The sequence below is a fragment of the Azospirillum formosense genome (assembly GCF_040500525.1).
In the GTDB taxonomy this organism is placed as follows: Bacteria; Pseudomonadota; Alphaproteobacteria; order Azospirillales; family Azospirillaceae; genus Azospirillum; species Azospirillum formosense_A.
Genome location: NZ_CP159402.1, coordinates 2,447,270 through 2,472,500, shown reverse-complemented (window position 1 = coordinate 2,472,500; position 25,231 = coordinate 2,447,270). Strand labels below are relative to the sequence as shown.

Genomic DNA, 25,231 nt, shown 5'->3' with positions numbered 1-25,231 from the left:
TCACGGTTCACGCCCGGGTGGGCGGCCGCGTGGTCGAGCAGCCGCTCGCCCTCGGCGAGCCGCTGCCGCCCAACACGGTGTGGATCGATCTTCTCCGTCCCGACGAGGCGGAGCGCGCGCATGTCGGCGCCGTCACCGGCTGCGATCTGCCGACGCGCGAGGAAATGAAGGAAATCGAGGCGTCGAGCCAGCTCTACACCGAGGGGGAGGCCGTGTACCTCACCTCCTCGGTGATCGCGCGGGCCGATTCGCCGATGCCGGAGCAGGGCGAGGTCACCTTCGTCCTCACCCCCCGGCACATGATCACGGTGCGCTTCACCGAGCCGCGCTCCGTCGCCACCTTCGCCGCGCGGACCAGCCGCCAGCCGGAGCTTCTGGCCAGCGCGGAGGACGCGCTGCTGGGCATCCTCGACGCGGTGATCGACCGGGTGGCCGACGTGTTGGAGCTGATCGGCGCCCGCATCGACGGCCTGTCCGCGCGCATATTCACCGACTCGCTGAACAGCAAGGGGGTCGGAAGCTCCAAGAAGCCGGACGAGCTGCAGGACGTGCTGCGCGGCATCGGGCGGGCCGGCGACCTGACGCATAAGGTGCGCGACAGCCTCGCCGGGCTGGACCGGCTGGTCGCCTTCCTCTCCTCCGTCGCCGCCGGTCGGCTGACCAAGGAGCAGAAGGCCGCGCTGAAGACGCTGTCGCGCGACCTGCGGTCCCTGAACGAACACGCCGGCTTCCTGGCGCACGAGGCGAATTTCCTGCTCGACGCCACGCTCGGCCTGATCAACATCGAGCAGAACGCGATCATCAAGATCTTCTCCGTCGTGTCGGTGGCGCTGATGCCGCCGACGCTGATCGCATCGGCCTATGGCATGAACTTCCACTATATGCCCGAGCTGGATTGGGAGTTCGGCTATCCCATGGCGATCCTGATGATGGTTCTGTCGGCCGTCGTTCCGCTCTGGTACTTCCGCCGCCGCGGGTGGCTTTGACCGAAAAAGGGAACCGCCGATGATCGTCCTGTCCGATGCCGCGCTCGACGCGCTTCTCGCCCAGGACGTTCCCTACGGCGACCTGACCACCGACTCATTGGGCATCGCCGCCGCCCCGGCGCGCATCCGCTTCGCGGCGCGCGGCGCCATGGTTCTGGCCGGGACGGAGGAGGCCGCCCGCCTGATCGAGAAGGCCGGCGGCACGGTGACAGCCGTCCGGCCCAGCGGCACGGCGGTGGAGGCCGGTGCGCCCTTCCTGGAGGGGCACGGCCCGGCGGGCGCCCTGCACCGCGGCTGGAAGGTGGCGCAGACGCTGGTCGAATACGCTTCCGGGATCGCCTCCCGCGCCCGCCGCATCGTCGAGGCCGCCCCCGGCGTGACCGTGGCCTGCACCCGCAAGAACTTTCCCGGCGCCAAGGACCTGTCGGTCAAGGCGGTGCTGGCCGGCGGTGCGGTGATGCACCGGCTGGGCCTGTCGGAGACGATCCTGGTCTTCCCCGAGCACCGCGCCTTCCTGTCCGGCCCGCCGGAGGCGTGGCTCGCCGATCTGCGCCGCCGGGCGCCGGAAAAGAAAATCGTGGTCGAGGTCGACACGGTGGCGGACGCCATCGCCTTCGCCCGGGCCGGGGCCGACGTGCTGCAGCTGGAGAAGCGCACGCCGGAGGAAGCCCGCGCCGTGGTCGAGGCGACGCGCGGCCTGCCGCGCCCGCCGGTCGTCGCCGCGGCGGGCGGCGTGACGGAGGGCAACGCGGCGGCCTACGCCGCCGCCGGCTGCCCGCTGCTGGTCACCACCGCCCCCTTCTTCGGGCGCCCGGCGGATGTGAAGGTGGTTCTGGAACCGGCGTGACGCGCTCCGGGCGCGTGAACATCAGCGGTCGCGGTTCGGGGCGATCTGGTCCACGCGGTGGGCGAAATCGACATCGGCCTGGGTCAGGCCGTCGGCACTGCGGGTGCACAGGATGATCTCCACCCGGCCCATATCGTTGAACCATTCCGGATGGTGGTTCGTCCGCTCCGCCAGCAGGGCGACCTGACTCATGAAGCCCCAGGCGGCGGGGAAGTCGGGGAAATGGTAGGTCTTGCGGATCGCGTCGCGCTCCAACACTTCCGCCCAGCCATGCAGTTCCTTCAGCGCGGTCTGCCGCTTGGCACCCACCAGCTTGTCCGACATTCCTTCCCCCGTTGTTGGTTGGCCTGTACGTGGTCGTCCTGTGCAAGGCGTAACGGACACGGACCGATCGTGGATCAAATCGGTGTTCCGGTCTGCCTTCCGGTTTAGCGCCGCTTGGCCTGGGCGGCAAGCAACGCTACCTTCCCCCGTATGATGCGCAAACCGGCACACACCCACACTGTTCCCCCCTCCACCCCCGACCTCGAGCGGATGGCCGAGGACGCGCTGGAGACGATTCCGCGGGAACTCCTGGCCCCGATCGCCAATCTGTCGATCCATGTCGAGGACTTCCCCGACGAGGAGACCGAGCGCGAGATGGAGCTGGAAAGCCCCTTCGACCTGCTCGGCCTCTACCGCGGCGTCGATATGACGCGGCAGAGCGTCGCCGACCTGCGCAGCGGGCCGGACATGATCTTCCTCTACCGCCGCCCGATCCTGGACTACTGGTGCGAGACGGGCGAGGACCTGTTCGCCATTGTCCGCCACGTCCTGATCCACGAGATCGGCCACCATTTCGGCCTGTCGGACGAGGACATGGAGCGCATCGAGGCCATGGAGGGGTGAGTCACCCGTCCAGGGGGCCCAGGGTGTCCGCCACGCGGCGGCGCAGCGCGGGCACCAGCTCCGCGTCGAACCAGGGGTTCTTCTTCAGCCAGGCGGTGTTGCGCCAACTCGGGTGGGGCAGGGGCAGGAATTCCGGCAGATAGTCCCGCCACGCCGCCACCGTGTCGGTCATCGTCCGCCGGCGGCGGTTGCCCAGATAGTGGGCCTGCGCGTAGCCGCCGATCAGCAGGGTCAGCCGCACCCCGGTCAGGGCGGCGCGCAGCGGCGGGTGCCAGAGCGGCGCGCATTCCGGACGCGGCGGGTAATCGCCGCCCTTCGGCGCCGTGCCGGGGTAGCAGAGCCCCATGGGGACGATGGCGATGCGGCTCTCGTCGTAGAAGGCCGCGCGGTCCATGGCCAGCCACTGGCGCAGCCGGTCGCCGGACGGGTCGTTCCAGGGGATGCCGCTGGCGTGCACCCGCGCCCCCGGCGCCTGCCCGACGATCAGCAGGCGGGCGGACGGGCTGCCGCGCAGCACCGGGCGGCAGCCGTGCGGCAGCACCCCTTCGCACAGCCGGCAGGCGCGGGCCCGCTCGAACAGGTCTTCAAGCGTGTCGGTCACAGGCTCAGCAACGCGGTCACGAAGGCCGGGACGATCTCGGTCGCCGGGCCGTTGACGGAGTCCGCGAACAGGCTGGCGCCCGCCGACGGCTCCAGGTTCAGCTCCACCGTCAGGGCGCCGGCGTTGCGCGCCTCGGCCACGAAGCCCGCGGCGGGGTAGACGTTGCCGGAGGTGCCGATCGAGACGAACAGGTCGCAGGCGCCCAGCGCCCGGTAGATCCGTTCCATCTGGTAGGGCATCTCGCCGAACCACACCACGTCGGGGCGCATGCCGCCCTTGCGGGCGCAGGACGGGCAGACGTCCTCCGTCGACAGGTCGCCGGTCCAGCGCTCCACCTTGCTGCGGCAGTGGCGGCAGAAGACCGCGTTCAGCTCGCCGTGCATGTGGATCAGCGCGTGCGACCCGGCGCGCTCGTGCAGGTCGTCGATGTTCTGGGTGACCAGCAGCAGGTCGCCGCTCCAGCGCCGCTCCAGCTCGGCCAGCGCCAGATGGGCGGCGTTGGGTTGCACCGCGGGGTCGCGCAGGCCGCGCCGCCGGTCGTTGTAGAAGCGGTGGACCAGCGCCGGGTCACGGGCGAAGCCCTCCGGCGTGGCGACATCCTCCAGATCGACCTTGGCCCAGATGCCGTCGGCGCAGCGGAAGGTGTCCAGGCCGGATTCCTTGGAAATGCCGGCCCCGGTCAGGATGACGATGGAGTCCGTGGGTTTCATATGGTCGGCGATGGCGGCGGTCGTATTGGCGATGGTCATGGCGCCCTGGCGGGTTCGGAGAACGGCTGCTAGATCTCGGGTGCGGAGACCAGAGAGGAGGAGGCCGGGATGGTCAAGGTCCTGTTCGTGTGCACGGGCAACATCTGCCGGTCGCCCACCGCGGAAGGTGTGTTCCGCGACCGGATTCGGCAAGCCGGTTTGGCGGACCGCATCGGCACCGATTCGGCGGGCACCCACAGCTACCATGTGGGGGAGGCGCCCGACCCGCGCAGCCAGCGCGCCGCCAAGGCCCGCGGGGTGGACCTGTCGGATCTGCGCGCCCGCAAGGTGACCGCGGCGGACTTCGCAGACTTCGACTACATCCTGGCGATGGACGGCGGGCATCTGGCGCAGTTGCGGCGCATGGCCCCGCCGGACAGCCGGGCGACGGTCGCCCTGTTCCTCGACTACGCCCCCGACGCGCCGAAGCGCGAGGTGCCCGACCCCTACTACGGCGAGGGGCTGCATTTCACGGAGGTGCTGGACCTTTGCGAGGCCGGGGCCGAGGGGTTGCTGGAGGCCATCCGGCGGGACCGGCTGTGACGCGGGCCATGACCGGCGCGCCAGGCCTGCGGATGGGTCTGGAGGAGGCGCTGGGCAGTCCAGTCCGGTCGCTCGACCGGCTGGCCGACGGGCACAACGCGGCGCTGTGGGCCGTCACCCTGGCGGACGGCCGGCGGCTGGTGGCGAAGGTCGCCTCCGGGAGCGGGGCTGGGCTGGAGCCGGAGGGCTTCATGCTGCGCCATCTGGCCGAACGCTCCGCCCTGCCGGTGCCGGCGGTGCATCACGCCGACGACCGGCTGCTGGTGATGGACCGCATCGACGCCGGCGGTGGCATCACCCCGGCGGTCGAGGAGCACGCGGCGGAGCTGGTCGCCGCCCTGCACGGCGTCACGGCGGACCGTTACGGTTTCCCGCGCGACACGCTGATCGGTCCGCTGCCCCAGCCGAACGGCGAGACGGCGGACTGGATCGCCTTCTTCCGCGAAAGCCGCCTTCTCCACATGGGCCGCAAGGCGCTGGAGGAGGGGCGCATCGACTCCGGTCTGATGGCCGGTCTGGAGCGGCTGGCCGCCCGCCTGCCGGAGCTGATCGGGGAGCCGGGGCCGCCCTCGCTGATCCATGGCGACCTGTGGGGCGGCAACGTGCTGGCCCGCGACGGGCGGGTGGCGGCCTTCATCGACCCGGCCCTGCATCACGCCGACGCGGAGATCGAACTGGCCTTCACCACGCTGTTCGGCACCTTCGGGGACGCCTTCTTCCGCCGCTACGCGGAGATCCGGCCCCTCCGTCCGGGCTTCTTCGAGCTGCGGCGGGACCTCTACAACCTCTACCCGCTGCTGGTTCATGCGCGGCTGTTCGGCGGCTCCTACGTCGGGTCGGTGGAGCGGACGGTGCGGCGTCTGGTGGGGTGAGGGCCTGCGCCGCGTGGATCGGCGCCGCAGGATCGGCGCCGCAGGATCAGCGCCAGAGCGGCTTGCGCGCCTCGGTGACGGCGTCATAGCGGCTGATGCCGATGTCCCGCAACTCGTGGTCGGACAGGGAGAGCAGTTCGGCGCGCTGGCGGCTCTGTTCGCGGAGACGGGCGATCCAGGCCAGCAGCGCGCGAAGGCGGCGGGCCGGCGACGGGGCGGTGCGGGGGAGGACGTGCAGTGTCATGGTGGCCTCCGGCGGGTGCGATGGGCACCAGCATCGGGCCGCCCTGGCCGCTCCGGCAAACGGGACCTTTTCATCGCCGGGTGAGCGGATTTCACCCGAAGCGGGTCACCGTCCCTGGACGAATTCCGCCCGCATCCAGGCGCGGAAGGCGGCGACCTCCGGGCGGCGCAGGCTGTCTTGGGCGGTGACCAGCCAATAGGCGCTTTTCGCGCGCAGGCGCGGCCCCATCACCTCGACCAGCCGGCCGGACTCCAGCTCCGGATCGACGGTCGGGCGCCGCCCGATGATGACGCCCAGCCCGCGCACCGCGGCGTCCACCGCCATGTGGATCGCGTCCAGCCGCAGCCCGCGCCTCAGCCCGTCGTCCAGCGCCGACGGCGGCAGACCCGCGGCCTCGGCCCAGGCGGTCCAGTCCTCCGACACGTCGGCGACGTGGAGCAGCGGGACGGCGGCGAGGTCGGCCGGGCAGGCGATGCGCGCCGCCAGGGCGGGGGCGGCCACCGGGACGAGGTCCTCCTCCATCAGCTTCAGCGCGGCCAGACCGGGCCAGTCGCCGCGTCCCAGCCGGATGCCCGCGTCGATGCCGTCGCGGGGAAACTCGACCACCCGGTGGGCGGTGTCCAGCGCCACCGTGATCGCCGGGTGACGCTCCTGGAAGGCGGGAAGGCGGGGGATCAGCCAGCGCAGGGCGAAGGTCGGGGCGGCGCTAACCGACAGCCGCCCGCTGGGCGCGCGGCCCGGCACGCTCTCCGTCGCCAGGGCCAGCGCGTGCAGCGCGTCGCGCACGCGGGGCAGATAGGCGTGGCCGGCGGGGGTCAGCGACAGGCTGCGGTTGCCGCGCAGGAACAGCTCCACCCCCAGCCATTCCTCCAGCGTCTGGATGCCGTGGCTGACCGCGCTGGGGGTCAGGTGCAATTCCTCCGCCGCCGCCTTGAAGCTCTGGTGGCGGCCGGCGGCCTCGAACAGGCGCAGGGTGTTGAGGGGCGGCAGACGGTAAGCCATGGCCCGCGCAGTCTCCGACAGGCCGCAAGGCCGCGCAAACAAAAAGCCCCGCCGGAGGGGCGGGGCTTTTCGATCGTCCGGGGAAGCGGGGCTCAGAGAGCCTCGTCGACCCACGAGAACAGGGCGGTCTTCGGCAGGGCGCCGATCTTGGTGGCGGCGACGTTGCCGTTCTTGAACAGCATCAGCGTCGGGATGCCGCGCACGCCGTACTTGGTCGGGGTGCCGGGGTTGTCGTCGATGTTCAGCTTGGCGACGGTGACCTTGCCGCCATACTCCTTGGCGAGGTCGTCGAGCGCGGGAGCAATCATCTTGCAGGGGCCGCACCACTCCGCCCAGAAATCGACCAGGACCGGACCGTCGGCCTTCAGCACGTCCTGCTCGAAGCTGTCGTCGGTGACCTTGATGGGATCGCTCATGTGACCTCTATGCCTGGGTTCAGGGGCACCGCCGCGCCGATTTTCCACCGGCGGCGGACCCATCCCTCATCGGTGGAATTTGGCAAAATGTATGACCGACCCCCCTCGCCGGTCAAGCCGGGGCGCGAATGCGGTCTCGTCAACCCAATCCGCCGCCCCGTGCAACGCGGCCGGGGGTGAAAAGTTCCCAAGGTGGACTATCGCGCGCGCCTCACTCCGGAAGCTCCATCAGGGCGGGGGTGTCGGTCCACAGCAGGACGCAGCGCACCGCCTTGTCCGGGTAGATGGCGCGCAGCGCCGCGCGGTAGGCTTCCATCTGGCGGACATAGACGGGCGGCACGTCCTCCGCCCGGACCGGCGGCGGGCGGTTGGTCTTGTAGTCGACGATCCACACCGCGTCGTCCTCGATCACCAGCCGGTCGACCCGGCCCGACAGGGCGCGCCCGGTCACCAGACCGACCACCTCGACCTCGGCGCGGGAATTCGGGCCGAACAGGCGGGAAAAGCGCGGGTCGGTCAGGACGCGCATCGTTTCGGATGCGATCTCATCCTGGCGCTCCGCCGTCAGCTCGTGGCCGGGACGGGCGAGGTAGCGTCGGGCGGCGGCCTCCCGCGCGTCGGGCGGCAGGTCGGGCAGGGTCTGCATCAGCCGGTGGATCAGCAGGCCGCGCTTGAAGCGCGCGCCGTCGTCCTCGCCCAGCGGCGAGCGCATCGCCGGCTCGTCGCCGTCCGGGCGGGAGGGGGTGAGGGGGCGCGACGGCTCCGGTTCCTCCGGGGCGGCGGCGGTCAGCCAGGGCGGGGCTTCCTGCGTCGTCAGCACGCGGCCGGCCCCGGCGCCGTCCGGCTTGGGAACGGCGGTCTGCGGGTCGGCCAGCCGCCAGCCCTCGCCGCTCCAGCCGTCCGGACAGAGGGTGGAGAAGTCGAAGGGGTGCGGCACGCCGATCTCGCCCATCGCGGCCTCGACCAGCTTGTACCAGCAGGCCTCCGACGGCTCCTTCCTGCCCTGGTAGCCGCAGACGTACAGCCGGTCCTCCGCGCGGGTCAGGGCGACGTACAGCAGGCGCCTGTACTCCTGGTCGCGGCGGCGGTTGGCGCGCGCGCGCGCCTCGGCGCACAGCGCGTCCTCCTGCGAGCGGCGGGCGGCGAACAGCGGCACGGCGCAGCCCTCGTCCGGCCAGAGGATCGGCGGGCTCTGGGTCGGCGTGCCCAGCGTGTCGGGCAGGAAGACGATGGGCGCCTGCAGCCCCTTGGAGCCGTGCACCGTCATGATGCGTACGCGTCCGCCGCCCTGCTCCAGCTCGCGCTTGATCTCCGCCTCACTGGCCGCCAGCCAGGCCAGGAAGTTCTGCAGCGAGGGCGGCTCGGTCTTCTCGAAGGCCAGGCATACGGCCAGGAACTCGTCCAGCGGGTCCTGCGCGTCGGGGCCGAGCCGCTTCAGGAGGGCGCGGCGGCCCGACCCGTCCGGATCGGCCGGGCAGGGAGCGGCCAGCAGACCGGCGAACAGCTCGTAGGGCGCCAGGAAGTCGGTGCGGGCGAGTTGGCCGCCCAGATAGCGGCGGGCCGGGCGGTAGGCCGGGTCGTCCTCCGCCTTCGCCACCAGCGCCCGCCACAGCGTGCCGCGCCGCCCGTGGGCGAGGTCGAACAGCTGGTCCTCGCTCAGCCCGATCAGCGGCCCCTTGAGAACGGTGGCCAGCGTCAGGTCGTCCTCCGGCAGCAGCAGGAATTCGCACAACGCCATCAGGTCCATGACCGCCAGCTGCTCGGTCAGCACCATGCGGTCCACGCCGGCCACCGGCACGGCGCGGTCCTTCAGCGCGCGCACCAGCTCCGTCACGAAGGCGGTGCGGCGCCGGACCAGCACCATGACGTCGCCGGGCTGGATCGGCCGGCCCCGCGACTCGAGCGACTCGCCGCGCTGGGTCCAGTCGCGGATGGTGTCGGCGATGACCGCGGCCAGCCGGGCCGACGGCGAATCGGCGGCCTCGCGCTCCACCGGCGGCGCCCAGGCGGGCGGGTCGGCGGCCTCCGCCGGCTTCACCGGGGGCCACAGCTCGACCAGACCGGCATGGCCGCGGCGGAAGGCGCGGTGGCGGATCACTGGGCTCGTTTCGGACGCGACACCATCCTTGGCGCCGTCCAGCCCGAACACCGCGTCCACGGTCTGCAGCACGGTGGCGGTGGAGCGGAAGGAGATGTCCAGCGCCACCGCGTGCCAGTCGCGCTCGGCCGCCTTGGCGCGGGTCTGGAAATGGCGGCGCATCCGGGCGAACTCGGCGGGATCGGCGCGCTGGAAGCTGAAGATCGACTGCTTCTCGTCGCCCACCGCGAAGACGGTGCGCGTCGTCTCGCCGCCATCGCGGGCGCTGAGGCCGGCGAAGAACTCCTCGGCGATGGAACCGACAACCTGCCACTGCTCCGGGTTGGTGTCCTGCGCCTCGTCGATCAGGATGTGGTCCAGCCCGCCGTCCAGCTTGAACAGCACCCAGGGCACGGCGGGGACGCCGTCCTTGCCGCGCAGCAGGGCGTTGGCCGACAGGATCAGGTCGTCGTAGTCGAGCAGCGCCTTGGCTTTCTTCTTCGCCTCATAGGCGTGCAGGAGCGCCTCGGCCAGCGTCAGCAGCGCGGTGGTGGAGGCGGCGACTCCAGCCGAGCGAACCCGTTTCATCAGCGAAACGAGCCGCTCCGCCTCACGCTCCAGCGCCGCGAGGGCGGCGGGGAAGGAGGTCGCCGGCTTTTTGGTGATCAGCGTTTTGCGGGCGCCGCCCTCCGCCGTCAGGAAATGGCGGGCGTAGATCTGGAAGGCCCGCACACGGCTGTCCGCGGCGTCGAGCCAGCTCTGGATGCCGACCCCGCGCTCCTCGTCGGTCTTGCTGCCGGTGGACAGCGCCCGGCAGGCGTCGCGCAGCCCCGGAACGTCGAAGGCGTGGTCGGCGCAGGCCTCGCGCAGGATGGCCGCCTCGGTGATGCCCGGCGGCACGCCCAGCGTCTCGTGGACCGCGTCCACCGCGCCGTCCAGCCCGTGGAAGCTCTCGAACAGGCGCTGGATGCGCCCGCGCTCGCTGGCCAGCTCGGCCAGGATGCCGGCGAACTCCTCGGCGTTCAGCTCGGCGGTCAGGCGGGCCATCGCCTTGCCGAGCGGGCTGTCCGGGGCGGCGCGCCCGGCGTGCAGAACCTCGTCCCGCGCCTCGGTCAGCAGGCCGGCGGCGGTGCGCTCGTCCATCACCTCGAAATGCGGGGCGAGTCCGGCCTCCAGCGGGAAGCGGCGCAGCAGCGACTGGCAAAAGGCGTGGATGGTCTGGATCTTCATGCCGCCGGGGCAATCCACCACCTGGGCGAACAGCCGCCGGGCGATGGTGCGCGTCTCGGCGCTCGGCCGCTCGCCGCAGAGGTCGGCGAGCCGATCCTCCAATGATTCGTCGGGCAGGGTGGCCCAGATGCCCAGCGTGCGGTTGATGCGGATGGACATCTCCGCCGCCGCCGCCTTGGTGAAGGTCAGGCAGAGGATGCGCGCCGGCGCGGTGCCGGACAGCATCAGCCGCAGCACGCGGTCGGTCAGCACCTTCGTCTTGCCGGACCCGGCGGAGGCGCCCACCCAGACCGACGACAGCGGGTCGGAGGCGAGGCGCTGCGCGACGTTGGGGTCGAGCGGCAGGTCGCGGACGGGGAAGTCGAGGACGGTCATGGGCAGGTCGCGGGGTATGGGGCGGTGGGGGTTGCGGGTGCCCCCTCCCTGACCCTCCCCCGCTCTCGGCGGACCGAAGGTCCGCCTGCCGCGTCAGCGCAAACCAAAGGTTTGCGCGAGAGCTTTGCGGGAGAGGGGACTGCCGCCGCTTCGCGCAAAATCCCTTCCCTCGCCGAAGGCGGGGGAGGGTTAGGGAGGGGGCCACGGCGAATCACCCCTCACCCCCATCGCCGCCCGCCGACCATTCCTGCACCCGCGCGAGGTGGGCGTAGTCGGTGTAGCGCGGCGCCATGGCTGGGCGGGGGCAGGAGCGGTAGGGGGTGGCGGGGTCGTCGAAATGGCGGATCAGCTCCTCCAGACCGGCGCGGGCCTCGGCGGCCAGAGTCGCCGGGTCGCCCTTCACCGCCTTCTCCTCGCCCGGCGGGTCGCCGCCGGACAGGCGCCAGAAGGCCAGCTCCGCGACCCGGTTCCGGGCCACCCCGGCGAAGCCGCCGGCCTCGGCCATGGCGGCCTCCAGCGGCAGCTGCGGGGCGAAGCCCAGCTCGATCTCGCGGGTCGAGGGCGGGGTGCCGGTCTTGTAGTCGATCAGGACCAGCCCCTCGCCGCCCGAGTCGATGCGGTCGGCCTTGGCGGTCAGCAGGAAGGGGCCGGCGGGGCCGGTCAGCGCCAGCTCGCCTGATACCTCCGTGGCGAGCGGCTTCAGGGTGCGGCGGCGGTCGCGCTCCAGCCCGATGAACCATTCGGCGATGCGCTCGAAGCGCGGCCACCAAAAGGCCCAGACGTCGGGATGGCTGTGCAGCAGCGGGCCGAAGGACTCGCGCCCCATCGCCAGCAGCCGGTGCAGCGCGTCGTCGGGCAGCTGGCCGGGATGGGCCTTCACGAAGGCGTCCAGGGCCGCGTGGATGAACTGGCCGCGGTCGGCGGCGCCGGGATCGGCGGCGATGGGGTCGAGCTTGCGCAGGCGCAGCACATGCTCGGCATAGATGGCGTAGGGGTCGCGCATCCACTTCTCGATCTTGGTGACCGACAGCTTGCGCGGGCGGGCGGACACCGGCGGACGCGGCTCCGGCGGGGCGACGGGGCGCACGGCGTCCGGCTCGTCCAGCCCGCGCGCCCAGGCCAGCCAGGGTTCCCCGGCCAGCTCGATCCGGCCGTCCAGCCCCAGCGCGCGCAGCACCGTCTCCAGCCGCAGAAGCCAGCGCGACGGGACGGTCGGCGTGCCGTCCACCCGCTCCGCGCGGGTCAGGACCACCTCCTCCGCGCCGCAGGCGTGGGTGAAGTCGTGGGCGGACAGGCCGACCATGCGCTCCGGGCTGGGCAGGCCGAAGTCGCGGCGCATCGGGCGCGACATCCAGGGATCGGCGGCGGGGTCGGGCGGCCACGTCCCCTCGTTCAGCCCGCCCAGAATCAGCAGGTCGAAATGCTGGAGGCGGGCCTCCATCGGGCCGAGGATGTAGAGGCGCGGGTGCAGGCCGAAGCGCGGGCGCACCGGGCGCATCGCCATCAGCGCGTCGAGCAGCGCCGGATAGTCCTTGCCGGGCACGGCGGGGAAGCCGTCCACCGCCTCCAGCAACTCATGGACGAAGGTGGCTGCCTCCTCGCCGTCGTCCTGCCGCCACAGGAATTCCGACCCCGGCGAGTCGGTGCGCGAGGCCAGCGCTTCGGCGAAGGCGACGTGCGCGCGGACGAGGTCGCCGAGCGGTGCGTCGCTGAACAGCACCGCCATGAAGGGGGCGGCGAGCGCTTCGAGATTCTCCAGCCAGCCGAGCAGGGCGGCCTGCTGGTCCGGGTGGTCGAAGCGGTCGGCGGCCTTCAGCGCGGCGATCAGCCCGGCGAAGCCCTCCGCCGGGCGGGGGCCGCGCAGCACGGTGCGCTCCAGCGCGCGGGCGGAGCGGCGGAATTCCGCCGGGTCGTGCCCGCCGGCGGCCAGCGGGTGCTTGGCGAGCGCCAGCAGGGCCAGCGGGTGGGCGCGGCTGGCGGCCAGCTCGGCGGTCAGCCGCAGATAGGTGCCGACGGCGGTGTGGACCAGCGGCTGGCCCGCCGAGTCGTTGACCGCGATGCCCCAGCGGGTCAGCGCCATGGCGACCCGGCGGGCGAGGTTGCGGTCGGGGGAGACCAGCGCCGCCGTCTTGCCCGGCGTCTCCAGCGCGTGGCGCAGCAGGAGGGCGATGACCGACGCCTCCTCCTCCGCGGTCGGGGCGTCGATGCGGGTCAGCCCGTCCAGGGCCGCGGCGTCCAGCCCCTCCAGCTCCCGCCAGCTTTCCGTGGTGGCGGCGGGGCGCATGGCCTCGGCCAGCAGGCGGGCGCGGGCGGCGCGCGGCTCCTCCGCGTCGTTCCAGCGGCGGACGGCGGCGCGGCCGACCGACAGCCGGTCGAGCAGATGGGCGAGGCCGTGCTGCGGGTGCGCCTCGTCGGCGCGGATGGCGTCCCAGCTCGCCTCGTCGGCCTCCAGGTCGAGGCCGGGCAGCACGACGGCGCCCTGCGGCAGGGCGGCGACCACCGCCAGCAGGTCGGCCGACGCCGGGATGGAGCCGGTGGAGCCGGCGGCGATGACCAGCCCCTGCGGCGGCTCCGCCCGCCAGAGCGCGGCCTGCGTCTGAAGCACGAGGTTGCGGCGCTGCGCCGGATCGGTCAGCGCGCTGGCGCCGAGGATGGCCGGCCAGTGCTCCGTGACGATCTTCAGGAACTCCAGCGTCACCTGCCAGTGCTGGGCGTAATCCTCCGGCACCAGCGAGGCCAGCCGGTCGAAGGCGACGTTCTCCGTCCACACCGCGTCGATCAGCCGCCCCAGGTCGGCGCCCAGCCGCACCGCCTGCGCGGTGGTGGCCGACACGCCGGTCGCCTGGAGGATCAGCCGGGCCAGCATCATCTGGCGCTTCAGCCCGCTGATCGGGTCGGGCAACTCCAGCGGCACGCCGGGCAGCTCCTCCGCCGAGGTCAGGCTGAGGGAGGCGGCGTCCAGCTCGCCCAGCGGGCTCATCCGCGGCAGCAGCATCGGCTGCCCGCCGGAGCGGCGCAGGAAGGCCTCGCGCAGCGAGCGGCAGGAGCGGCGCGTCGGCAGCAGGACGGTCACCCCGGCCAGCGCCAGCGGGTCGTTCCCCACGCGGTCCAGGATGCCCGCGGCGAGCTGGTCCACGAAGGACACGCCGGTGGGAATCGAGTAAACCTTTGGCTCCGCGCTGCTCGTCATCGTCGTCCCGGTGGTGCAATCGTCGGGAAACGACACCACAAAGGGACAAAGAACACAAAGATTTTCACAAAGACAGGCTCAAATCCGCGACCGCTCTGGTCACGGATTGATGCCCCTTCGAGGGTTCCTTGCGCCTTTGTGTCCTTGTGGTGAAAAACCTCTGGCGGAACCTTGTCAGGTGGTGACCACCGACACGTCGCTCATCGACAGCATCTCCTCGGTCTCGGCCAGCGCGTCGGGGGTGCCGATGTGGAACCACAGCCCGTCATGGGCGAGTCCGAAGAGACGCCCGGCCTCCTGCGCGCGGTCCCAGATGAGGTTGGTGGAGAAGGCGCCGTCGGGCGTGTCCTGCCCGAACAGCTCCGGCTTGACGATCTGGACGCCGGCGTAGACGAAGGGGGCGATCTCCATCTCGCCGCGCCGGGTCAGCCGGCCCAGCGGGTCCATGTAATAATCGCCGCGCCCCTCGTAGCCCACCGCCTTGGTGGTCGCCATCAGCAGCAGAAGCGCGTCCATCTCCTCCGGCTTCCAGTGGCGGGCCAGCCGCGCCAGCGTGGGGGAGGGGCCGTCGAGCCACAGGATGTCGGCGTTGACCACATAGACCGGGTCGGTGCCCAGCAGCGGCAGCGCCTTCTTCACGCCGCCGCCGGTCTCCAGCAGCGTGTCCTCCGGCGACAGCGTGATGGCCGGGGCGGTGCGTCCCGCCAGATGCGCGGCGATCATCTCACCCTTGTAATGGCTGTTGACCACGGCGGAGGTCACGCCGGTCTCCTCCAGCCGGTCGAGCGCGTGGTCGAGCATCGGCTTGCCCATCACCGGAATCAGGGGCTTCGGGCGCTCCAGGGTCAGCGGGCGCATCCGCAGGCCCAGCCCGGCGGCCATCACCATGGCCTTCTGCGGGGCGGCGGACGGGGCGGACGTCTTCTTGGTACGGGTCTTCTTCGAGACAGGCGACATAATCAATCCGGCTCCGGAACGACAAGCTCCGCGCGGGTACCCGGCGGCAGATGACGGGCGAACCAGTCGGCGACCGGGGCCAGTTCGGGCTTGGCGAGCTGGCCTTCCAGAAGCCGCCAGACGCGCGGCAGGTGAAGGAGATAGCCGCGTCGGCGCTGCAACGCCAGACGCACGAAGATGGCGACGATGCGGGTGTGCCGGATCGCCCCCAGCACCGCGTAGGAGCGGCGGAAGGCGTCCCAGTCCCGATCCGGGAAGGCGGCGCGGTAGCGGTCCAGCAGCACGCCCTCCAGCCCGGCGGGCAGGTCGCGGCGGGCGTCCTCCAGCAGCGACACCAGATCGTAGGCGACGGGGCCGAGCCCGGCGCTCTGGTAGTCGATCAGCCCCGCCGCCCGCAGGCCGGGCCGCGGCAGCCGCATCACGTTGTCCACATGGTAATCGCGCAGAAGCAACGACTGCGGTCCGGCGCAGGCCTCCGGGACGACGGCGGTCCAGGCCGCGTCGAAGTCGGACCGGGCCTTGTCGGACAGGGGGTTTCCCGTCGCCGCGGGCAGGTAGACGTCGGCGAACAGCGCCACCTGCTGCCTGAACAGGGCCGCGTCGTAGAGGGGCAGGCCCAGGCAGGCCGCCTCCTCCACGGGGAAGCGGCGGTGCAGTTCGATCAGAACGTCGGTCGCCAGCTCGTAGAGCGGGCGCGGCTCCTCCCCGGCGTTCAGCAGGCGGGTCAGGGTGCCGTCGCCGAAATCCTCCTGGAGGGCGAGCCCCGCCTCCACCTCCGCCGCCAGGATGGCGGGGACCGAGAAGCCCAGCCGGTCCAGGGTGGCGCCGATGGCGATGAAGGGCACCAGATCCTCCGCCGGGGCGGGGGTGTCGACCAGGATCAGCGTCCCGCCGTCCGGCGTCCTCAGCCGCTCGTAGCGGCGCGCCGAGGCGTCGCCGGCCAGCGGCTCGCGTTTGGCCCCCTCCAGCCCGTGGCGGGCGAGGAAGGCGGCGATCTGCGACGCGCGGTCGGTCACGGGCGCTCCAGTGCGGAAAGGTCGAGTGCGTCCAGTCGCGATTCCCAGGCGCCGTGGCCGGTCAGGGTGGCGCGGCGCTCGGTCGGCCCGGCGAAGCTCATCGCGACGTCGAGGCGGTCTGCGGGCAGCAGCGGACCCAGCCGGTCCGGCCATTCCACCAGCAGGACGGCCTCGGCGCGGGCCTCGTCCCAGCCCAGCTCGGTCACCTCGTCGGGGCCGGACAGGCGGTAGAGGTCGAAATGCCAGACCGGACCGATGTCGGTGTCGTAGGTCTGCACCAGCGTGAAGGTGGGGGACGGCACCTCCGCGTCCTCCTCGGTCACGGCGCGGATCAGGGCGCGGCACAGGGCGGACTTGCCGGCGCCCAGGTCGCCGCGCAGGGCCACGAGGTCGCCGGGCGCCAGCGCCGCGGCCAGCCGGCGGGCCAGCGCGGCGGTCGCCTCCTCGCTCGGCAGCGCGACGGCGCGTGTGTTGGGGGAATCGGTCTGGATCATGTCACGGGATGCGGTCAAATCAACGGCGGCAATCAACGTCGCGAGGCGGCCTTGCGCGGCACCGGGCCGGGCGCGGGGGCGGCACCGGGCGCTGGCTCCGCCGCCTCGATGCGCTCCTCCACAAGACGCGGGGGCTTCTTGAAGTTCATGGTGATCATCAGCGTCAGGGCGCCGTTGATCAGGTGGAGCATCTTGTCGGACTCGACGGGCAGGGGGATCTTGCGCCCCATGCAGTAGGACACCAGCGCCGCCGCGACCTCGGACTCGTGCAGGGTCATGCTGCGGTCGTCGCCCTCGTCCCCGGTCACCTGGATCAGCGTCTCCACCCCGCCGCCGCCGGGCTGGCCGGGGCGATAGGTGACCTTGCCGACCGTGCCGCTGGGCAGCGGCTCCTTCATCCGGCGGCGGCGGTCGAGCACGGCCTTCACGACCTCCTGGTCGGTGAACACGAGGCAGCGCAGCTCCTTCATCGCCTGTCCTTCATTGCGGCCGCTCCGGCACGGTGGAAACGGCCAAATCCTACCCCACCGCGACCGCACGCCCAGAAGGAAATCGGCGGGACCGCACCCATTTTGCGCGCGCCGTCCGCCCTCCCCGTGCAGGGCGGGGTTGACCGGGGGCGCGAAACCGGACAATTGAAGGCGTCATCGTTCCCCCCGTTTGCACAAGGCAGCGCGTCCCATGTCGCACACCGTCCATCGCACCGACGTCGTCATCGTCGGCGCCGGCCCCGTCGGTCTCTTCGCCGTGTTCGAATGCGGCATGCTGAAGATGCGATGCCATGTGGTGGACGCGCTGGACATGGTGGGCGGGCAGTGCACCGCGCTGTACCCGGAAAAGCCGATCTACGACATCCCGGCCCATCCGGCCATCGAGGCCGCCGCCCTGATCGACCGGCTGGCGGAGCAGGCCGCCCCCTTCAGCCCGACCTACCATCTGGGCCAGCAGGTCGAGAAGCTGACCCGGACGGACGAGGGGCGCTGGCTGGTGGAGACCAGCATCGGCACGCGGATCGACACCCAGGCGGTGATCATCGCCGCCGGCAGCGGCGCCTTCGGCCCGAACCGCCCGCCGCTGGAGGGGCTGGAGCAGTATGAGGGCACGTCGGTCTTCTACATGGTCCGCCGCAAGCAGGACTTCGCCGGCAAGCGCGTGGTCATCGCCGGCGGCGGCGATTCCGCGGTGGATTGGACGCTGTCGCTGGCCGACGTGGCGGAGAAGGTCTACGTCGTCCACCGCCGCCCCAAGTTCCGCGCCGCCCCGGAAAGCGTCGCCCGCATGGACGTCCTGGTCCGCGAGGGCAAGGTGGAGATGGTGGTGCCCTACCAGCTCTCTGGACTGGTCGGCGGGAACGGCCAGCTGTCGGCCGTGCGCGTCGCCACGCTGGACGGCGAGGAGAAGGACCTGCCGGCCGACGCGCTGCTCGCCTTCTTCGGCCTGTCGATGAATCTGGGGCCGATCGCCGAATGGGGCCTGAACCTGGAGCGCAGCCACATCGGCGTCAGCCTGCCCGGCTGCGCCACCAGCGCGCCCGGCGTCTACGCCATCGGCGACATCGCCACCTATCCCGGCAAGCTGAAGCTGATCCTCTGCGGCTTCTCCGAGGCGGCGCAGGCGGCCCACGCCATCCACCCGCTGGTCCATCCGGGCGAGGCGCTGCACTTCGAATATTCGACCTCCAAGGGCGTCCCCGGCGCCGAGTGAAAACGGAAACGGGCCGCCGGGAGTACCGGCGGCCCGTTCCGTCAGCGGCTGACGGGAGGCAAGGGATCAGCCGCCGCGGGGGCCCTTGTCGGGACCCGGGCCGGGGCCGTGATGGCGCGGGCCGGGACCGCCCATGCCACCGCCCATCATGCCGTGGCCGGCGCGGCTCAGGAAGCGGTCGGCCTGCTTCTGCTGGTCCGGGGTGAGCTGGGCGTAGAGGTCGGTCGCCGCCGGGCGCACCTGCTGGAGCTGGGCGAGGCGGGCCGACATCATGGCTTCCATCCGCTCAAGCCGGGCCGGGGCGGCGGCGGGCATCGGCTGGTCCTTGTACTTGGCGCAGAGGTCCTGGGTGGGCTTCTGGCTCGCCTTCGCGGCGTCGGCGAACTTGGTCCAGGCGGCGCGCTGCTGGTCGGTGATGTTCAGCTTCTTCTCGGCGTAGGCCAGCATGCCGGCCAGCCGGGCGTCCTGATCCTCGCACATCCGGGAGAAATGCCGGCCGCCGTCCGGACCGGGGCCAGGGCCGGCGCCGGGACCCGGCTGCTGCTGGGCGAACACCGGCACGGCGAGGCCGAGGCCGAGAACCAGCGCGGCGGTGGTCATCATAGCGCGTTTCATGGGGATGCTCCTTGTTATCGACGGGGTCTTGCGTTCCCGATGACCCCGATGATGGTCCGGCAACGTATCCGGTTGATGTCCGGCCTTCCGTGAATTGGTAACGCTGTGTAACAGCCGGGGCCCCCGTAACGTGGCGTTACACATTTCTTCTTCACCCCGGCGCCCGCGCGTCGGATCATGCGTTCCATGGACCGCACACCTCACCTGCTGGTGGTCGACGACGACCGCGAAATCCGCACCCTCCTGTCGCAGTTCCTGACGCGGCACGGCTTCCGCGTGACCGGGGCCAAGGACGGGGTGGAGATGATGCGCACGCTGGACAGCGCGCGCGTGGACCTGATCGTGCTCGACCTGATGATGCCGGGGGAGGACGGGCTGAGCCTGTGCCGCCGCCTGCGCGCCACGCCCGAGACGGCGCAGACGCCGGTCATCATGCTGACCGCGATGGGCGAGGAGACGGACCGCATCGTCGGGCTGGAGATGGGCGCCGACGACTATCTGGCGAAACCCTTCAGCCCGCGCGAGCTGCTGGCCCGCGTCAAGGCCGTGCTGCGCCGCGCCTCCGGCCCGCCGGTGGCCGGCGGCGCCACGGGCAAGACGCTGGGCTTCGAGGGCTGGACGCTCGATCTCGCCAAACGGGAACTTCGCTCGCCCGACGGGGTGCTGGTGCAGCTCTCCGCCGGGGAATACGACCTGCTGGTCGCCTTCGTGGAGCATCCGCAGCGGGTGCTGACCCGCGACCAGCTGCTCGATCTGGCGCGCGGCCGCTCGGCGGTGCCCTTCGACCGCTCCATCGACGTGCAGGTCAGCCGGCTGCGCCGCAAGATCGAGCCCGACCCGGCCGACCCCACCATGATCAAGACGGTGCGCGGCGGCGGCTATCTGTTCACCCCGGCGGTGACGGGGGCCTGAGATGAGCAATCTTGGCTTGGAGGTGGGCCGCAAGAGCCGCCTGCTGGTGGCCCGGCGCTGGCTGCCGGACAGCATCGCCTCGCGGCTGGTGCTGACCGTGGTGCTGGCGCTGCTGCTCACCCAGGCGGTCAGCGCGCTGGTCTATCTGACCGACCGTCCTCCGGGACCGCCGGCCCACAGCCTGCGCGTCCTCGTCCAGCGCGTCACCGCCATCGTCCAGCTCGTGGAGAGCACCCCGCCGCAGGAGCGGCGGCGGCTGGTCAAGGCGATCGACGACCCCGTGCTGCGGGTGGACTGGAATCCCGAGACGCCGCGCTTCGCCAACCAGCGCGAGGGCTTTCCCTTCGACCGGCTGCGCCGCGCCATCCGCGGCGAGTTGGACGATCCCGACCGCGCCGTGGTGGTCGAGGTCCGGCGGGAACGCCCCATGCCCGGCCCCTTCCCGGTGGACGAGCACCGCTGGGGCACCGACGTCCGGCTGTCGGTGGGGCTGAAGGACGGGTCCTGGCTGACCTTCGTCGGCGGCGACCCGCTGGAGGGGCCGTTCCGGCTGCTGCGCTTCGCGCTGTGGATGGCCGGCATCGTCGGCGCGGTGGCGCTGGTCTCGGTCTGGACGGCGCGCCGCATGACCGCCCCCATCGCGCGCTTCGCCGACGCGGCGGAGCGGCTGGGCGTGGACGGCGAGGCGCCGCCCCTGCCCGAGGCCGGCCCCCAGGAGCTGCGCGCCGCCACCCGCGCCTTCAACCGGATGCAGGCGCGTCTGGCCCGCTTCGTTGCCGACCGCACCCAGATGCTGGCGGCGATGAGCCACGACCTGCGCACGCCGCTGACCCGCCTGCGCCTGCGCGCCGAGCTGGTCGAGGACCCGGAGATGCAGCGCAAGATGCTCGCCGACCTCGACGAGATGGCGGCGATGATCAACGCCACGCTGGCCTTCGCCCGCGACGACGCCAACCACGAGCCGCGCGGCCCGCTCGACCTCGCCGACCTGCTGCAGAGCCTGTGCGACGACCGCGTGGACGCCGGCTACGAGGCCGCCTACGAGGGGCCGGCGCACGCGACGGTGGACGGGCGCCCGGTGGCCCTGCGCCGCGCCTTCGCCAACCTGATGGACAACGCCATCGCCTATGGCGGCGGCTTCACCGTGCGCCTGCGCCCCGCGGACGGGGAACTGCGGGTGGAGATCGAGGACGGCGGTCCCGGCATCCCGGAGGCCGAGTTCGAGAAGGTCTTCGCCCCCTTCTACCGGCTGGAGCGCTCGCGCTCCCGCGACACCGGCGGGGTGGGGCTGGGGCTGGCCACCGCCCGCACGGTGGTGCGCGGCCATGGCGGCGACATCGCGCTCTCCAACCGCCCGGAAGGGGGGCTTCGGGTGACGGTGACCCTGCCGCGGTGAGCTTTATGCATCTCGCCTGGGCATCAATTCCGGAAGCTCTGCCTCCACCCTAACCCTCCCCCGCTTCGCAGGGGAGGGGATAAGCTCCCTCTCCTGCGAAGCGGGGGAGGGAAGGGGCCCATGCGCAGCATGGGAAGGGTGGGGGCAACCGTGGCCTCTGTTCAGACTCCGGAATGCACCGCAACATCGGCGGCGCATCGGCGGTTATCGGTGCAGGATCAACGTCACCGGAGGTTGCCGCCGTGCCGCAGATCGACCGCACACCCGCGCCCGTGGACAGCCGCCCCCATGTCGTGATCGTCGGCGCGGGGTTCGGCGGGCTGGCCTGCGCGGAGGCCCTGGGCGGGACGAACATCCGCGTCACCATCATCGACCGGAACAACTATCATCTGTTCGTGCCGCTGCTCTATCAGGTGGCGACCGCCGCGCTGTCGCCCGCCGACATCGCCGAGCCGATCCGCCGCATCGTCAGCCGCCACCCCAACATCGACGTGGTGATGGGCGAGGTGACCGGGATCGACCGCGCGGCCAAGCGGGTTGAGCTGGCCGACGGCAGCATCGTTCCCTACGACCGGCTGGTGCTGGCCACCGGCTCCTCCTACAGCTATTTCGGGCACGACGACTGGGCGGAGATCGCCCCCGGCCTGAAGACCATCGAGAACGCCCGGCGGATCCGCGCTCGTCTGCTGATGAATTTCGAGCAGGCGGAGATGTGCGAGGACCCGGCCCGGCAGAAGGCGCTGATGACCACCATCGTGGTCGGCGGCGGCCCCACCGGCGTGGAGATGGCCGGGGCGGTGGCCGAGCTGGCCCGCTTCGCGCTGGCCCGCGACTTCCGCCGCATCGACCCGCGCACCGCCCGCGTCCTGCTGGTCGAGGCCGGGCCGCGCATCCTCTCCACCTTCCCCGACGATCTCGGCCAGTACGCCCGCCGCAAGCTGGAGGAGCTGGGCGTCGTCGTGCTGACCGGGCAGGCGGTGGAGAGCATCACGCCGGAGGGCGCCACGGTCGGCGGGCGCTTCATCCCGGCGGGGGCCATCGTCTGGGGCGCCGGGGTCAAGGCGTCGCCCGCCGGGTCCTGGCTGGGGGTGGAGACCGACCGCAGCGGACGCATCATGGTCAACGCCGACATGGCGGTGCCGGGCGTGCCCGACGTCTACGCGCTGGGCGACACGGCGGCGCTGGCCGGCGACGACGGCAAGCCGCTGCCCGGTCTGGCCCAGGTCGCCAAGCAGCAGGGCGAGCATCTCGGCGGCGGGCTGGAGGCCAGCCTGCTGCGCGGCCAGCCGCTGGAGCCCTTCCGCTTCCGCAACCGCGGCAACACCGCCATCGTCGGTCGCAGCGCCGCCGTCTTCGATTTCGGGGCGCGCAAGCTGAAGGGCTGGTTCGCCTGGGTGCTGTGGGCGATTATCCACGTCTATCTGCTGGTGAACTTCCAAAAGCGGATGCTGGTCACCCTGCAGTGGCTGTGGCGCTGGGCCACCTACCAGCGCGGCGCCCGTCTGATCACCACCGACCGCCCGGTCGCCGCGGCGGAGGCCGTCACCTCGCCGCATGGGCAGAAGGCCGAGCCCTTCCGGGACGCGAGGCGCGGCCAGGGCTGACCGTTTCGGATCAGGCGGCGGGCGGGAGCGGCAGGACGCAGCGGAAGCGGGTGCCGTGGCCCGGCCATTCCTCGACCTCCAGCCGCCCGCCGTGCAGCTCCATGACGTTGCGCACCAGCGACAGGCCGAGCGCCGCGGCGCCGCGCGGGTCGTTGCGGTCGTAGCGCGAGGGTGGGGCGGCCTCGCCCGGCCCGCTGCCGCTGCCCACCGTCAGCACCAGGGTCCCGGCGCTCCGCTCCCCGGACAGCAGGATGCGGCGGTCCGCCGGCGGGTGGCGGATGGCGCCGACGACCAGGGTGAACAGCGCCTGCTTCAGCCGCCGCGCGTCGCCCTCGGCCTCGCCCAGCGACGACGGGGCGGTGAGGTCGAGCCGCAGCCCCTCGCGCCGCGCCCATTCGCGGGTCAGCTCGCCCACCGTCTCCAGCAGGTCGGGCACGTCCACGGTGCCGCGGTCCAGCGTGGTCACCCCGGCGCCCAGGCTGGTCATGTCGACCACGTCGTCGATCAGCTCCAGCAGCCGCTCGCCGGCGTTGAGGACGCCCTTCACATACTCGATCTGGCGCGGGTTCAGCTCGCCGAAATACTGGTTCGCCAGCACCTCGGCGAAGCCGATGATGCCGTTCAGCGGGTTGCGCAGATGGTGCGAGACGTTGGCGATGAACTCGCTCTTCAGCTGGTCGGCGGCCTCCAGCGCGGCGTTGGAGGCGCGCAGCGCCTGCTCCAGCCGGGCGCTGTCGGTGACGTCGAGATAGCTGTTCAGCACCGCCCCGTCGGGCAGCGGCAGGGTGGAGAACTCGACCACCGAGCCGTCCGCCCGCTCCAGACGGCCCGAGCGCACGGCGCGCTCCAGAGTCGCGCCGATCATCTCGTCCTTCAGGCTGTCCCAGTCGCCGCCATTCTCCAGGAACGGCCGCATCCGCTCGAACAGGCCGGAGATGTGCGGCTCGCCCAGCAGATCGTCGTCGTCGAGGTCCCAGATGCGCGCGAAGGCCGGGTTGGACAGCTTCAGCCGGCCGTCGCCGCCGAACACGGCGATGCCCTCGGCCAGATTGTCCAGCGTCTCCTGCTGCACGGCGATCAGCGTGTTGTAGGAGGATTCCAGGGCCAGCGTGTTGGTCACGTCCTCCAGGATCTGCATCAGCCCGCCCAGCGGATGGGGAGCGGCGAGGCTGCGCAGCGTCGTGCCGTCCGGCAGGTGCATCAGCTCCTCGACCGGCTCCAGCAGGCGGGTGTAGCGGCTCAGCCGCTCGCGCTTGTAGCTCTGGTAGTCGGCGTATTCGGGCAGGCGGCGGCGGGTGCGCAGCTCCTCCAGGATCTCGCCGTGGGTGGGCTGGCTGCGCAGCCAGGACTCTTCCAGGTCCCACAGCCGGGCGTAGGCCTGGTTGAAGAAGGTCAGCCGCGTGTCGGCGCCGAAGATGGCGATGGCCGCCCCCAGCCGCTCCAGCACCTCGGCGTGGGCGGCGAGGTGGCGGCTCAGCTCGCCGCGCAACTCCTCCACCGCCGTGACGTCCAGCGCGTAGCCGACGACCAGCGTGCCGCCGCCGTCCGGGGCGGGCAGGGGCGCCTCGGTGACCTCCAGAAGGCGGCGCTCGGTGCCGATGACGGCGGAGACCCGCTCCGACTGCGCGACCCCGCTGTGCAGCGCCCGCTGCGCCAGGGCGCGTCCGGCGCCGTCCGCGGTCAGCTCCCGACCGCTGTCCGGAACGGCGGCGGGCTCGGAATCCACGGCGCGGGCGTAGGCGCGGTTGCACCAGGACAGCGTCTGCCCGGCGCCGCGCAGCCACACCGGCAGCGGCAGGGCGTCCACCGCCGCGCGCAGCTCGGCCAGGGCCGCTTCGGCGTCGCGCCGCCCCCGGGCCAGCCCGTCCCGCTCGGCGCTGCGGTCGGTGACGTCCTCCAGCCAGACGACGTCCTGATGACCGGCCTCAGTCCTGCCCTGAGATCCGGCGGAGTCCGGTCTGGCGGAGTCCGGTCCGGCGGACGGCTCGGCGGACCGGACTCCGCTCAGCAGAAGGCGCCGCCCGCCCCGGGTCGTCGCCTCGATTCGGAAGCCCTCGCCCGCGGCGCGCAGGCGGCGGACGGCTTCGGCGACCCGCGGGGCGTCGGCGTCGGCGAAGGCCTTCGCGATGTCCTGTCCCGGCGCGGCGCCGAGCAGCCTGGCGCAGCCCGGCGCCGCGCTGGCCCCGCCGTCGGCGTCCCAGGCGCACCAGACGTGGGGAGCGGCGGCCAGCAGGGCCTCCAGGCGCGCCACCTCGGCGGCCAGCCGGTCGCTGCGGCGGCGTTCCCGGCCGGTCCAGAACAGCCCGCCGAAGCCGGCGGCGCCGAGGACGCCGGCGAAGCCCAGCATGGCGGGCGAGCCGGAGGGTCCGGCCATCAGGCCGACTCCCACCGCCAGCCCCAGCGCGGCGAAGGCGTATGATCGGGTCAGGACACTCACGCGGGTGAGACTAGTCCACGCCTCCCGGCGGAGCAAGGCGGGCCGGCGGTGGTGCCACTTTCGGAGATGGGGCCGT

General features: G+C 72.2%; 23 protein-coding genes (1 of these 23 only partly in view). 9 read left to right on the top strand and 14 right to left on the bottom strand.

What is annotated here, in order from left to right; genetic code table 11:
* On the top strand, positions 1-986 hold the 3' portion of the coding sequence (locus tag ABVN73_RS11820) for a magnesium transporter CorA family protein (RefSeq protein ID WP_353858159.1). Its footprint begins 4 nt before the window's first position; only the last 986 of its 990 coding nucleotides appear in the window; its start codon lies off the left edge, out of view; it ends in the stop codon at positions 984-986.
* 19 nt (positions 987-1,005) lie between these two features.
* Positions 1,006-1,833, top strand: coding sequence for a ModD protein (gene modD / locus ABVN73_RS11815; protein WP_353858158.1), 828 nt, complete (start codon positions 1,006-1,008; stop codon positions 1,831-1,833).
* A 21-nt stretch (positions 1,834-1,854) separates the two neighbouring features.
* On the opposite strand, the gene ABVN73_RS11810 is transcribed toward modD, so the two are convergent.
* Positions 1,855-2,157 (bottom strand): 4a-hydroxytetrahydrobiopterin dehydratase, encoded by a 303-nt coding sequence (locus tag ABVN73_RS11810; protein WP_014238670.1) that lies wholly within the window; start codon positions 2,155-2,157, stop codon positions 1,855-1,857.
* Positions 2,158-2,307: 150 nt separating this feature from the next.
* Here ABVN73_RS11810 and ABVN73_RS11805 point away from each other — a divergent pair, with 150 nt between their 5' ends.
* Positions 2,308-2,721 (top strand): metallopeptidase family protein, encoded by a 414-nt coding sequence (locus tag ABVN73_RS11805; protein WP_035669725.1) that lies wholly within the window; start codon positions 2,308-2,310, stop codon positions 2,719-2,721.
* A gap of 1 nt (position 2,722) precedes the next feature.
* Here the strand turns inward: ABVN73_RS11805 and ABVN73_RS11800 are convergent, their stop codons facing one another.
* Positions 2,723-3,322 (bottom strand): uracil-DNA glycosylase family protein, encoded by a 600-nt coding sequence (locus ABVN73_RS11800; protein WP_353858157.1) that lies wholly within the window; start codon positions 3,320-3,322, stop codon positions 2,723-2,725.
* Positions 3,319-4,071 (bottom strand): Sir2 family NAD+-dependent deacetylase, encoded by a 753-nt coding sequence (gene cobB, locus ABVN73_RS11795; protein ID WP_353858156.1) that lies wholly within the window; start codon positions 4,069-4,071, stop codon positions 3,319-3,321. The genes ABVN73_RS11800 and cobB overlap by 4 nt, the downstream gene beginning before the upstream one ends.
* Positions 4,072-4,140: 69 nt before the next feature.
* On the opposite strand from cobB, the gene ABVN73_RS11790 reads away from it, so the two are divergent.
* Both ABVN73_RS11790 and ABVN73_RS11785 read left to right on the top strand, forming a co-directional pair.
* Complete coding sequence (locus tag ABVN73_RS11790; RefSeq protein ID WP_353858155.1) at positions 4,141-4,614, top strand: low molecular weight protein-tyrosine-phosphatase; 474 nt, start codon at positions 4,141-4,143, stop codon at positions 4,612-4,614.
* A gap of 8 nt (positions 4,615-4,622) precedes the next feature.
* The gene (locus tag ABVN73_RS11785; RefSeq protein WP_353858154.1) at positions 4,623-5,486 is read left to right on the top strand and encodes a fructosamine kinase family protein; all 864 of its coding nucleotides are present in this window, start codon (positions 4,623-4,625) and stop codon (positions 5,484-5,486) included.
* 46 nt (positions 5,487-5,532) lie between these two features.
* Here ABVN73_RS11785 and ABVN73_RS11780 read toward each other — a convergent pair whose 3' ends face one another.
* From ABVN73_RS11780 to ABVN73_RS11740, 9 genes are all read right to left on the bottom strand, one after another.
* Positions 5,533-5,730, bottom strand: coding sequence for a DUF1127 domain-containing protein (locus ABVN73_RS11780; protein WP_353858153.1), 198 nt, complete (start codon positions 5,728-5,730; stop codon positions 5,533-5,535).
* Between the two features lie 105 nt (positions 5,731-5,835).
* Positions 5,836-6,732: a transcriptional regulator GcvA gene (gene gcvA, locus ABVN73_RS11775; RefSeq protein ID WP_353858152.1), complete on the bottom strand. Its 897-nt coding sequence runs from the start codon at positions 6,730-6,732 to the stop codon at positions 5,836-5,838.
* Between the two features lie 92 nt (positions 6,733-6,824).
* Entirely contained in the window at positions 6,825-7,148 is a 324-nt protein-coding gene (gene trxA, locus ABVN73_RS11770) for a thioredoxin TrxA (RefSeq protein WP_035669691.1), read from the bottom strand.
* A gap of 211 nt (positions 7,149-7,359) precedes the next feature.
* Entirely contained in the window at positions 7,360-10,830 is a 3,471-nt protein-coding gene (gene addA, locus ABVN73_RS11765) for a double-strand break repair helicase AddA (RefSeq protein ID WP_353858151.1), read from the bottom strand.
* Positions 10,831-11,041: 211 nt separating this feature from the next.
* Positions 11,042-14,020, bottom strand: coding sequence for a double-strand break repair protein AddB (gene addB / locus ABVN73_RS11760; RefSeq protein WP_353858150.1), 2,979 nt, complete (start codon positions 14,018-14,020; stop codon positions 11,042-11,044).
* A gap of 174 nt (positions 14,021-14,194) precedes the next feature.
* Positions 14,195-14,977 (bottom strand): nucleotidyltransferase family protein, encoded by a 783-nt coding sequence (locus tag ABVN73_RS11755; protein ID WP_353858149.1) that lies wholly within the window; start codon positions 14,975-14,977, stop codon positions 14,195-14,197.
* Between the two features lie 2 nt (positions 14,978-14,979).
* Entirely contained in the window at positions 14,980-15,993 is a 1,014-nt protein-coding gene (locus ABVN73_RS11750; RefSeq protein ID WP_353858148.1) for a phosphotransferase, read from the bottom strand.
* Entirely contained in the window at positions 15,990-16,487 is a 498-nt protein-coding gene (gene tsaE / locus ABVN73_RS11745; protein ID WP_353858147.1) for a tRNA (adenosine(37)-N6)-threonylcarbamoyltransferase complex ATPase subunit type 1 TsaE, read from the bottom strand. The genes ABVN73_RS11750 and tsaE overlap by 4 nt, the downstream gene beginning before the upstream one ends.
* Before the next feature lie 32 nt (positions 16,488-16,519).
* A complete protein-coding gene (locus ABVN73_RS11740) occupies positions 16,520-16,957 on the bottom strand; it encodes a hypothetical protein (RefSeq protein ID WP_353858146.1) in 438 nt (145 codons plus the stop codon).
* Between the two features lie 211 nt (positions 16,958-17,168).
* Here ABVN73_RS11740 and ABVN73_RS11735 point away from each other — a divergent pair, with 211 nt between their 5' ends.
* A complete protein-coding gene (locus ABVN73_RS11735) occupies positions 17,169-18,191 on the top strand; it encodes an NAD(P)/FAD-dependent oxidoreductase (RefSeq protein WP_353858145.1) in 1,023 nt (340 codons plus the stop codon).
* A gap of 66 nt (positions 18,192-18,257) precedes the next feature.
* Here ABVN73_RS11735 and ABVN73_RS11730 read toward each other — a convergent pair whose 3' ends face one another.
* Positions 18,258-18,806 (bottom strand): Spy/CpxP family protein refolding chaperone, encoded by a 549-nt coding sequence (locus tag ABVN73_RS11730; RefSeq protein ID WP_353858144.1) that lies wholly within the window; start codon positions 18,804-18,806, stop codon positions 18,258-18,260.
* 186 nt (positions 18,807-18,992) lie between these two features.
* Here ABVN73_RS11730 and ABVN73_RS11725 point away from each other — a divergent pair, with 186 nt between their 5' ends.
* From ABVN73_RS11725 to ABVN73_RS11715, 3 genes are all read left to right on the top strand, one after another.
* On the top strand, positions 18,993-19,718 hold the full coding sequence (locus tag ABVN73_RS11725) for a response regulator (RefSeq protein WP_353858143.1): 726 nt from the start codon (positions 18,993-18,995) through the stop codon (positions 19,716-19,718).
* Between the two features lies 1 nt (position 19,719).
* Positions 19,720-21,114 carry an ATP-binding protein gene (locus ABVN73_RS11720; RefSeq protein WP_353858142.1) on the top strand — a complete coding sequence of 465 codons (1,395 nt, stop codon included), beginning with the start codon at positions 19,720-19,722 and terminating at the stop codon, positions 21,112-21,114.
* Positions 21,115-21,356: 242 nt separating this feature from the next.
* A complete protein-coding gene (locus tag ABVN73_RS11715) occupies positions 21,357-22,718 on the top strand; it encodes an NAD(P)/FAD-dependent oxidoreductase (protein ID WP_353858141.1) in 1,362 nt (453 codons plus the stop codon).
* A gap of 10 nt (positions 22,719-22,728) precedes the next feature.
* On the opposite strand, the gene ABVN73_RS11710 is transcribed toward ABVN73_RS11715, so the two are convergent.
* On the bottom strand, positions 22,729-25,155 hold the full coding sequence (locus ABVN73_RS11710) for a PAS-domain containing protein (RefSeq protein WP_353858140.1): 2,427 nt from the start codon (positions 25,153-25,155) through the stop codon (positions 22,729-22,731).
* Positions 25,156-25,231 lie beyond the last annotated feature (76 nt).

What these genes read in the sequence shown, in the direction of transcription:
- modD (WP_353858158.1), top strand. Translation starts at nt 1,006, where the DNA reads ATGATCGTCCTGTCCGATGCCGCGCTCGACGCGCTTCTCGCCCAGGAC.
- ABVN73_RS11810 (WP_014238670.1), bottom strand. Translation starts at nt 2,157, where the DNA reads ATGTCGGACAAGCTGGTGGGTGCCAAGCGGCAGACCGCGCTGAAGGAA.
- ABVN73_RS11805 (WP_035669725.1), top strand. Translation starts at nt 2,308, where the DNA reads ATGATGCGCAAACCGGCACACACCCACACTGTTCCCCCCTCCACCCCC.
- cobB (WP_353858156.1), bottom strand. Translation starts at nt 4,071, where the DNA reads ATGACCATCGCCAATACGACCGCCGCCATCGCCGACCATATGAAACCC.
- ABVN73_RS11790 (WP_353858155.1), top strand. Translation starts at nt 4,141, where the DNA reads ATGGTCAAGGTCCTGTTCGTGTGCACGGGCAACATCTGCCGGTCGCCC.
- ABVN73_RS11785 (WP_353858154.1), top strand. Translation starts at nt 4,623, where the DNA reads ATGACCGGCGCGCCAGGCCTGCGGATGGGTCTGGAGGAGGCGCTGGGC.
- ABVN73_RS11780 (WP_353858153.1), bottom strand. Translation starts at nt 5,730, where the DNA reads ATGACACTGCACGTCCTCCCCCGCACCGCCCCGTCGCCGGCCCGCCGC.
- gcvA (WP_353858152.1), bottom strand. Translation starts at nt 6,732, where the DNA reads ATGGCTTACCGTCTGCCGCCCCTCAACACCCTGCGCCTGTTCGAGGCC.
- trxA (WP_035669691.1), bottom strand. Translation starts at nt 7,148, where the DNA reads ATGAGCGATCCCATCAAGGTCACCGACGACAGCTTCGAGCAGGACGTG.
- addA (WP_353858151.1), bottom strand. Translation starts at nt 10,830, where the DNA reads ATGACCGTCCTCGACTTCCCCGTCCGCGACCTGCCGCTCGACCCCAAC.
- addB (WP_353858150.1), bottom strand. Translation starts at nt 14,020, where the DNA reads ATGACGAGCAGCGCGGAGCCAAAGGTTTACTCGATTCCCACCGGCGTG.
- ABVN73_RS11755 (WP_353858149.1), bottom strand. Translation starts at nt 14,977, where the DNA reads ATGTCGCCTGTCTCGAAGAAGACCCGTACCAAGAAGACGTCCGCCCCG.
- tsaE (WP_353858147.1), bottom strand. Translation starts at nt 16,487, where the DNA reads ATGATCCAGACCGATTCCCCCAACACACGCGCCGTCGCGCTGCCGAGC.
- ABVN73_RS11740 (WP_353858146.1), bottom strand. Translation starts at nt 16,957, where the DNA reads ATGAAGGAGCTGCGCTGCCTCGTGTTCACCGACCAGGAGGTCGTGAAG.
- ABVN73_RS11735 (WP_353858145.1), top strand. Translation starts at nt 17,169, where the DNA reads ATGTCGCACACCGTCCATCGCACCGACGTCGTCATCGTCGGCGCCGGC.
- ABVN73_RS11730 (WP_353858144.1), bottom strand. Translation starts at nt 18,806, where the DNA reads ATGAAACGCGCTATGATGACCACCGCCGCGCTGGTTCTCGGCCTCGGC.
- ABVN73_RS11725 (WP_353858143.1), top strand. Translation starts at nt 18,993, where the DNA reads ATGGACCGCACACCTCACCTGCTGGTGGTCGACGACGACCGCGAAATC.
- ABVN73_RS11720 (WP_353858142.1), top strand. Translation starts at nt 19,720, where the DNA reads ATGAGCAATCTTGGCTTGGAGGTGGGCCGCAAGAGCCGCCTGCTGGTG.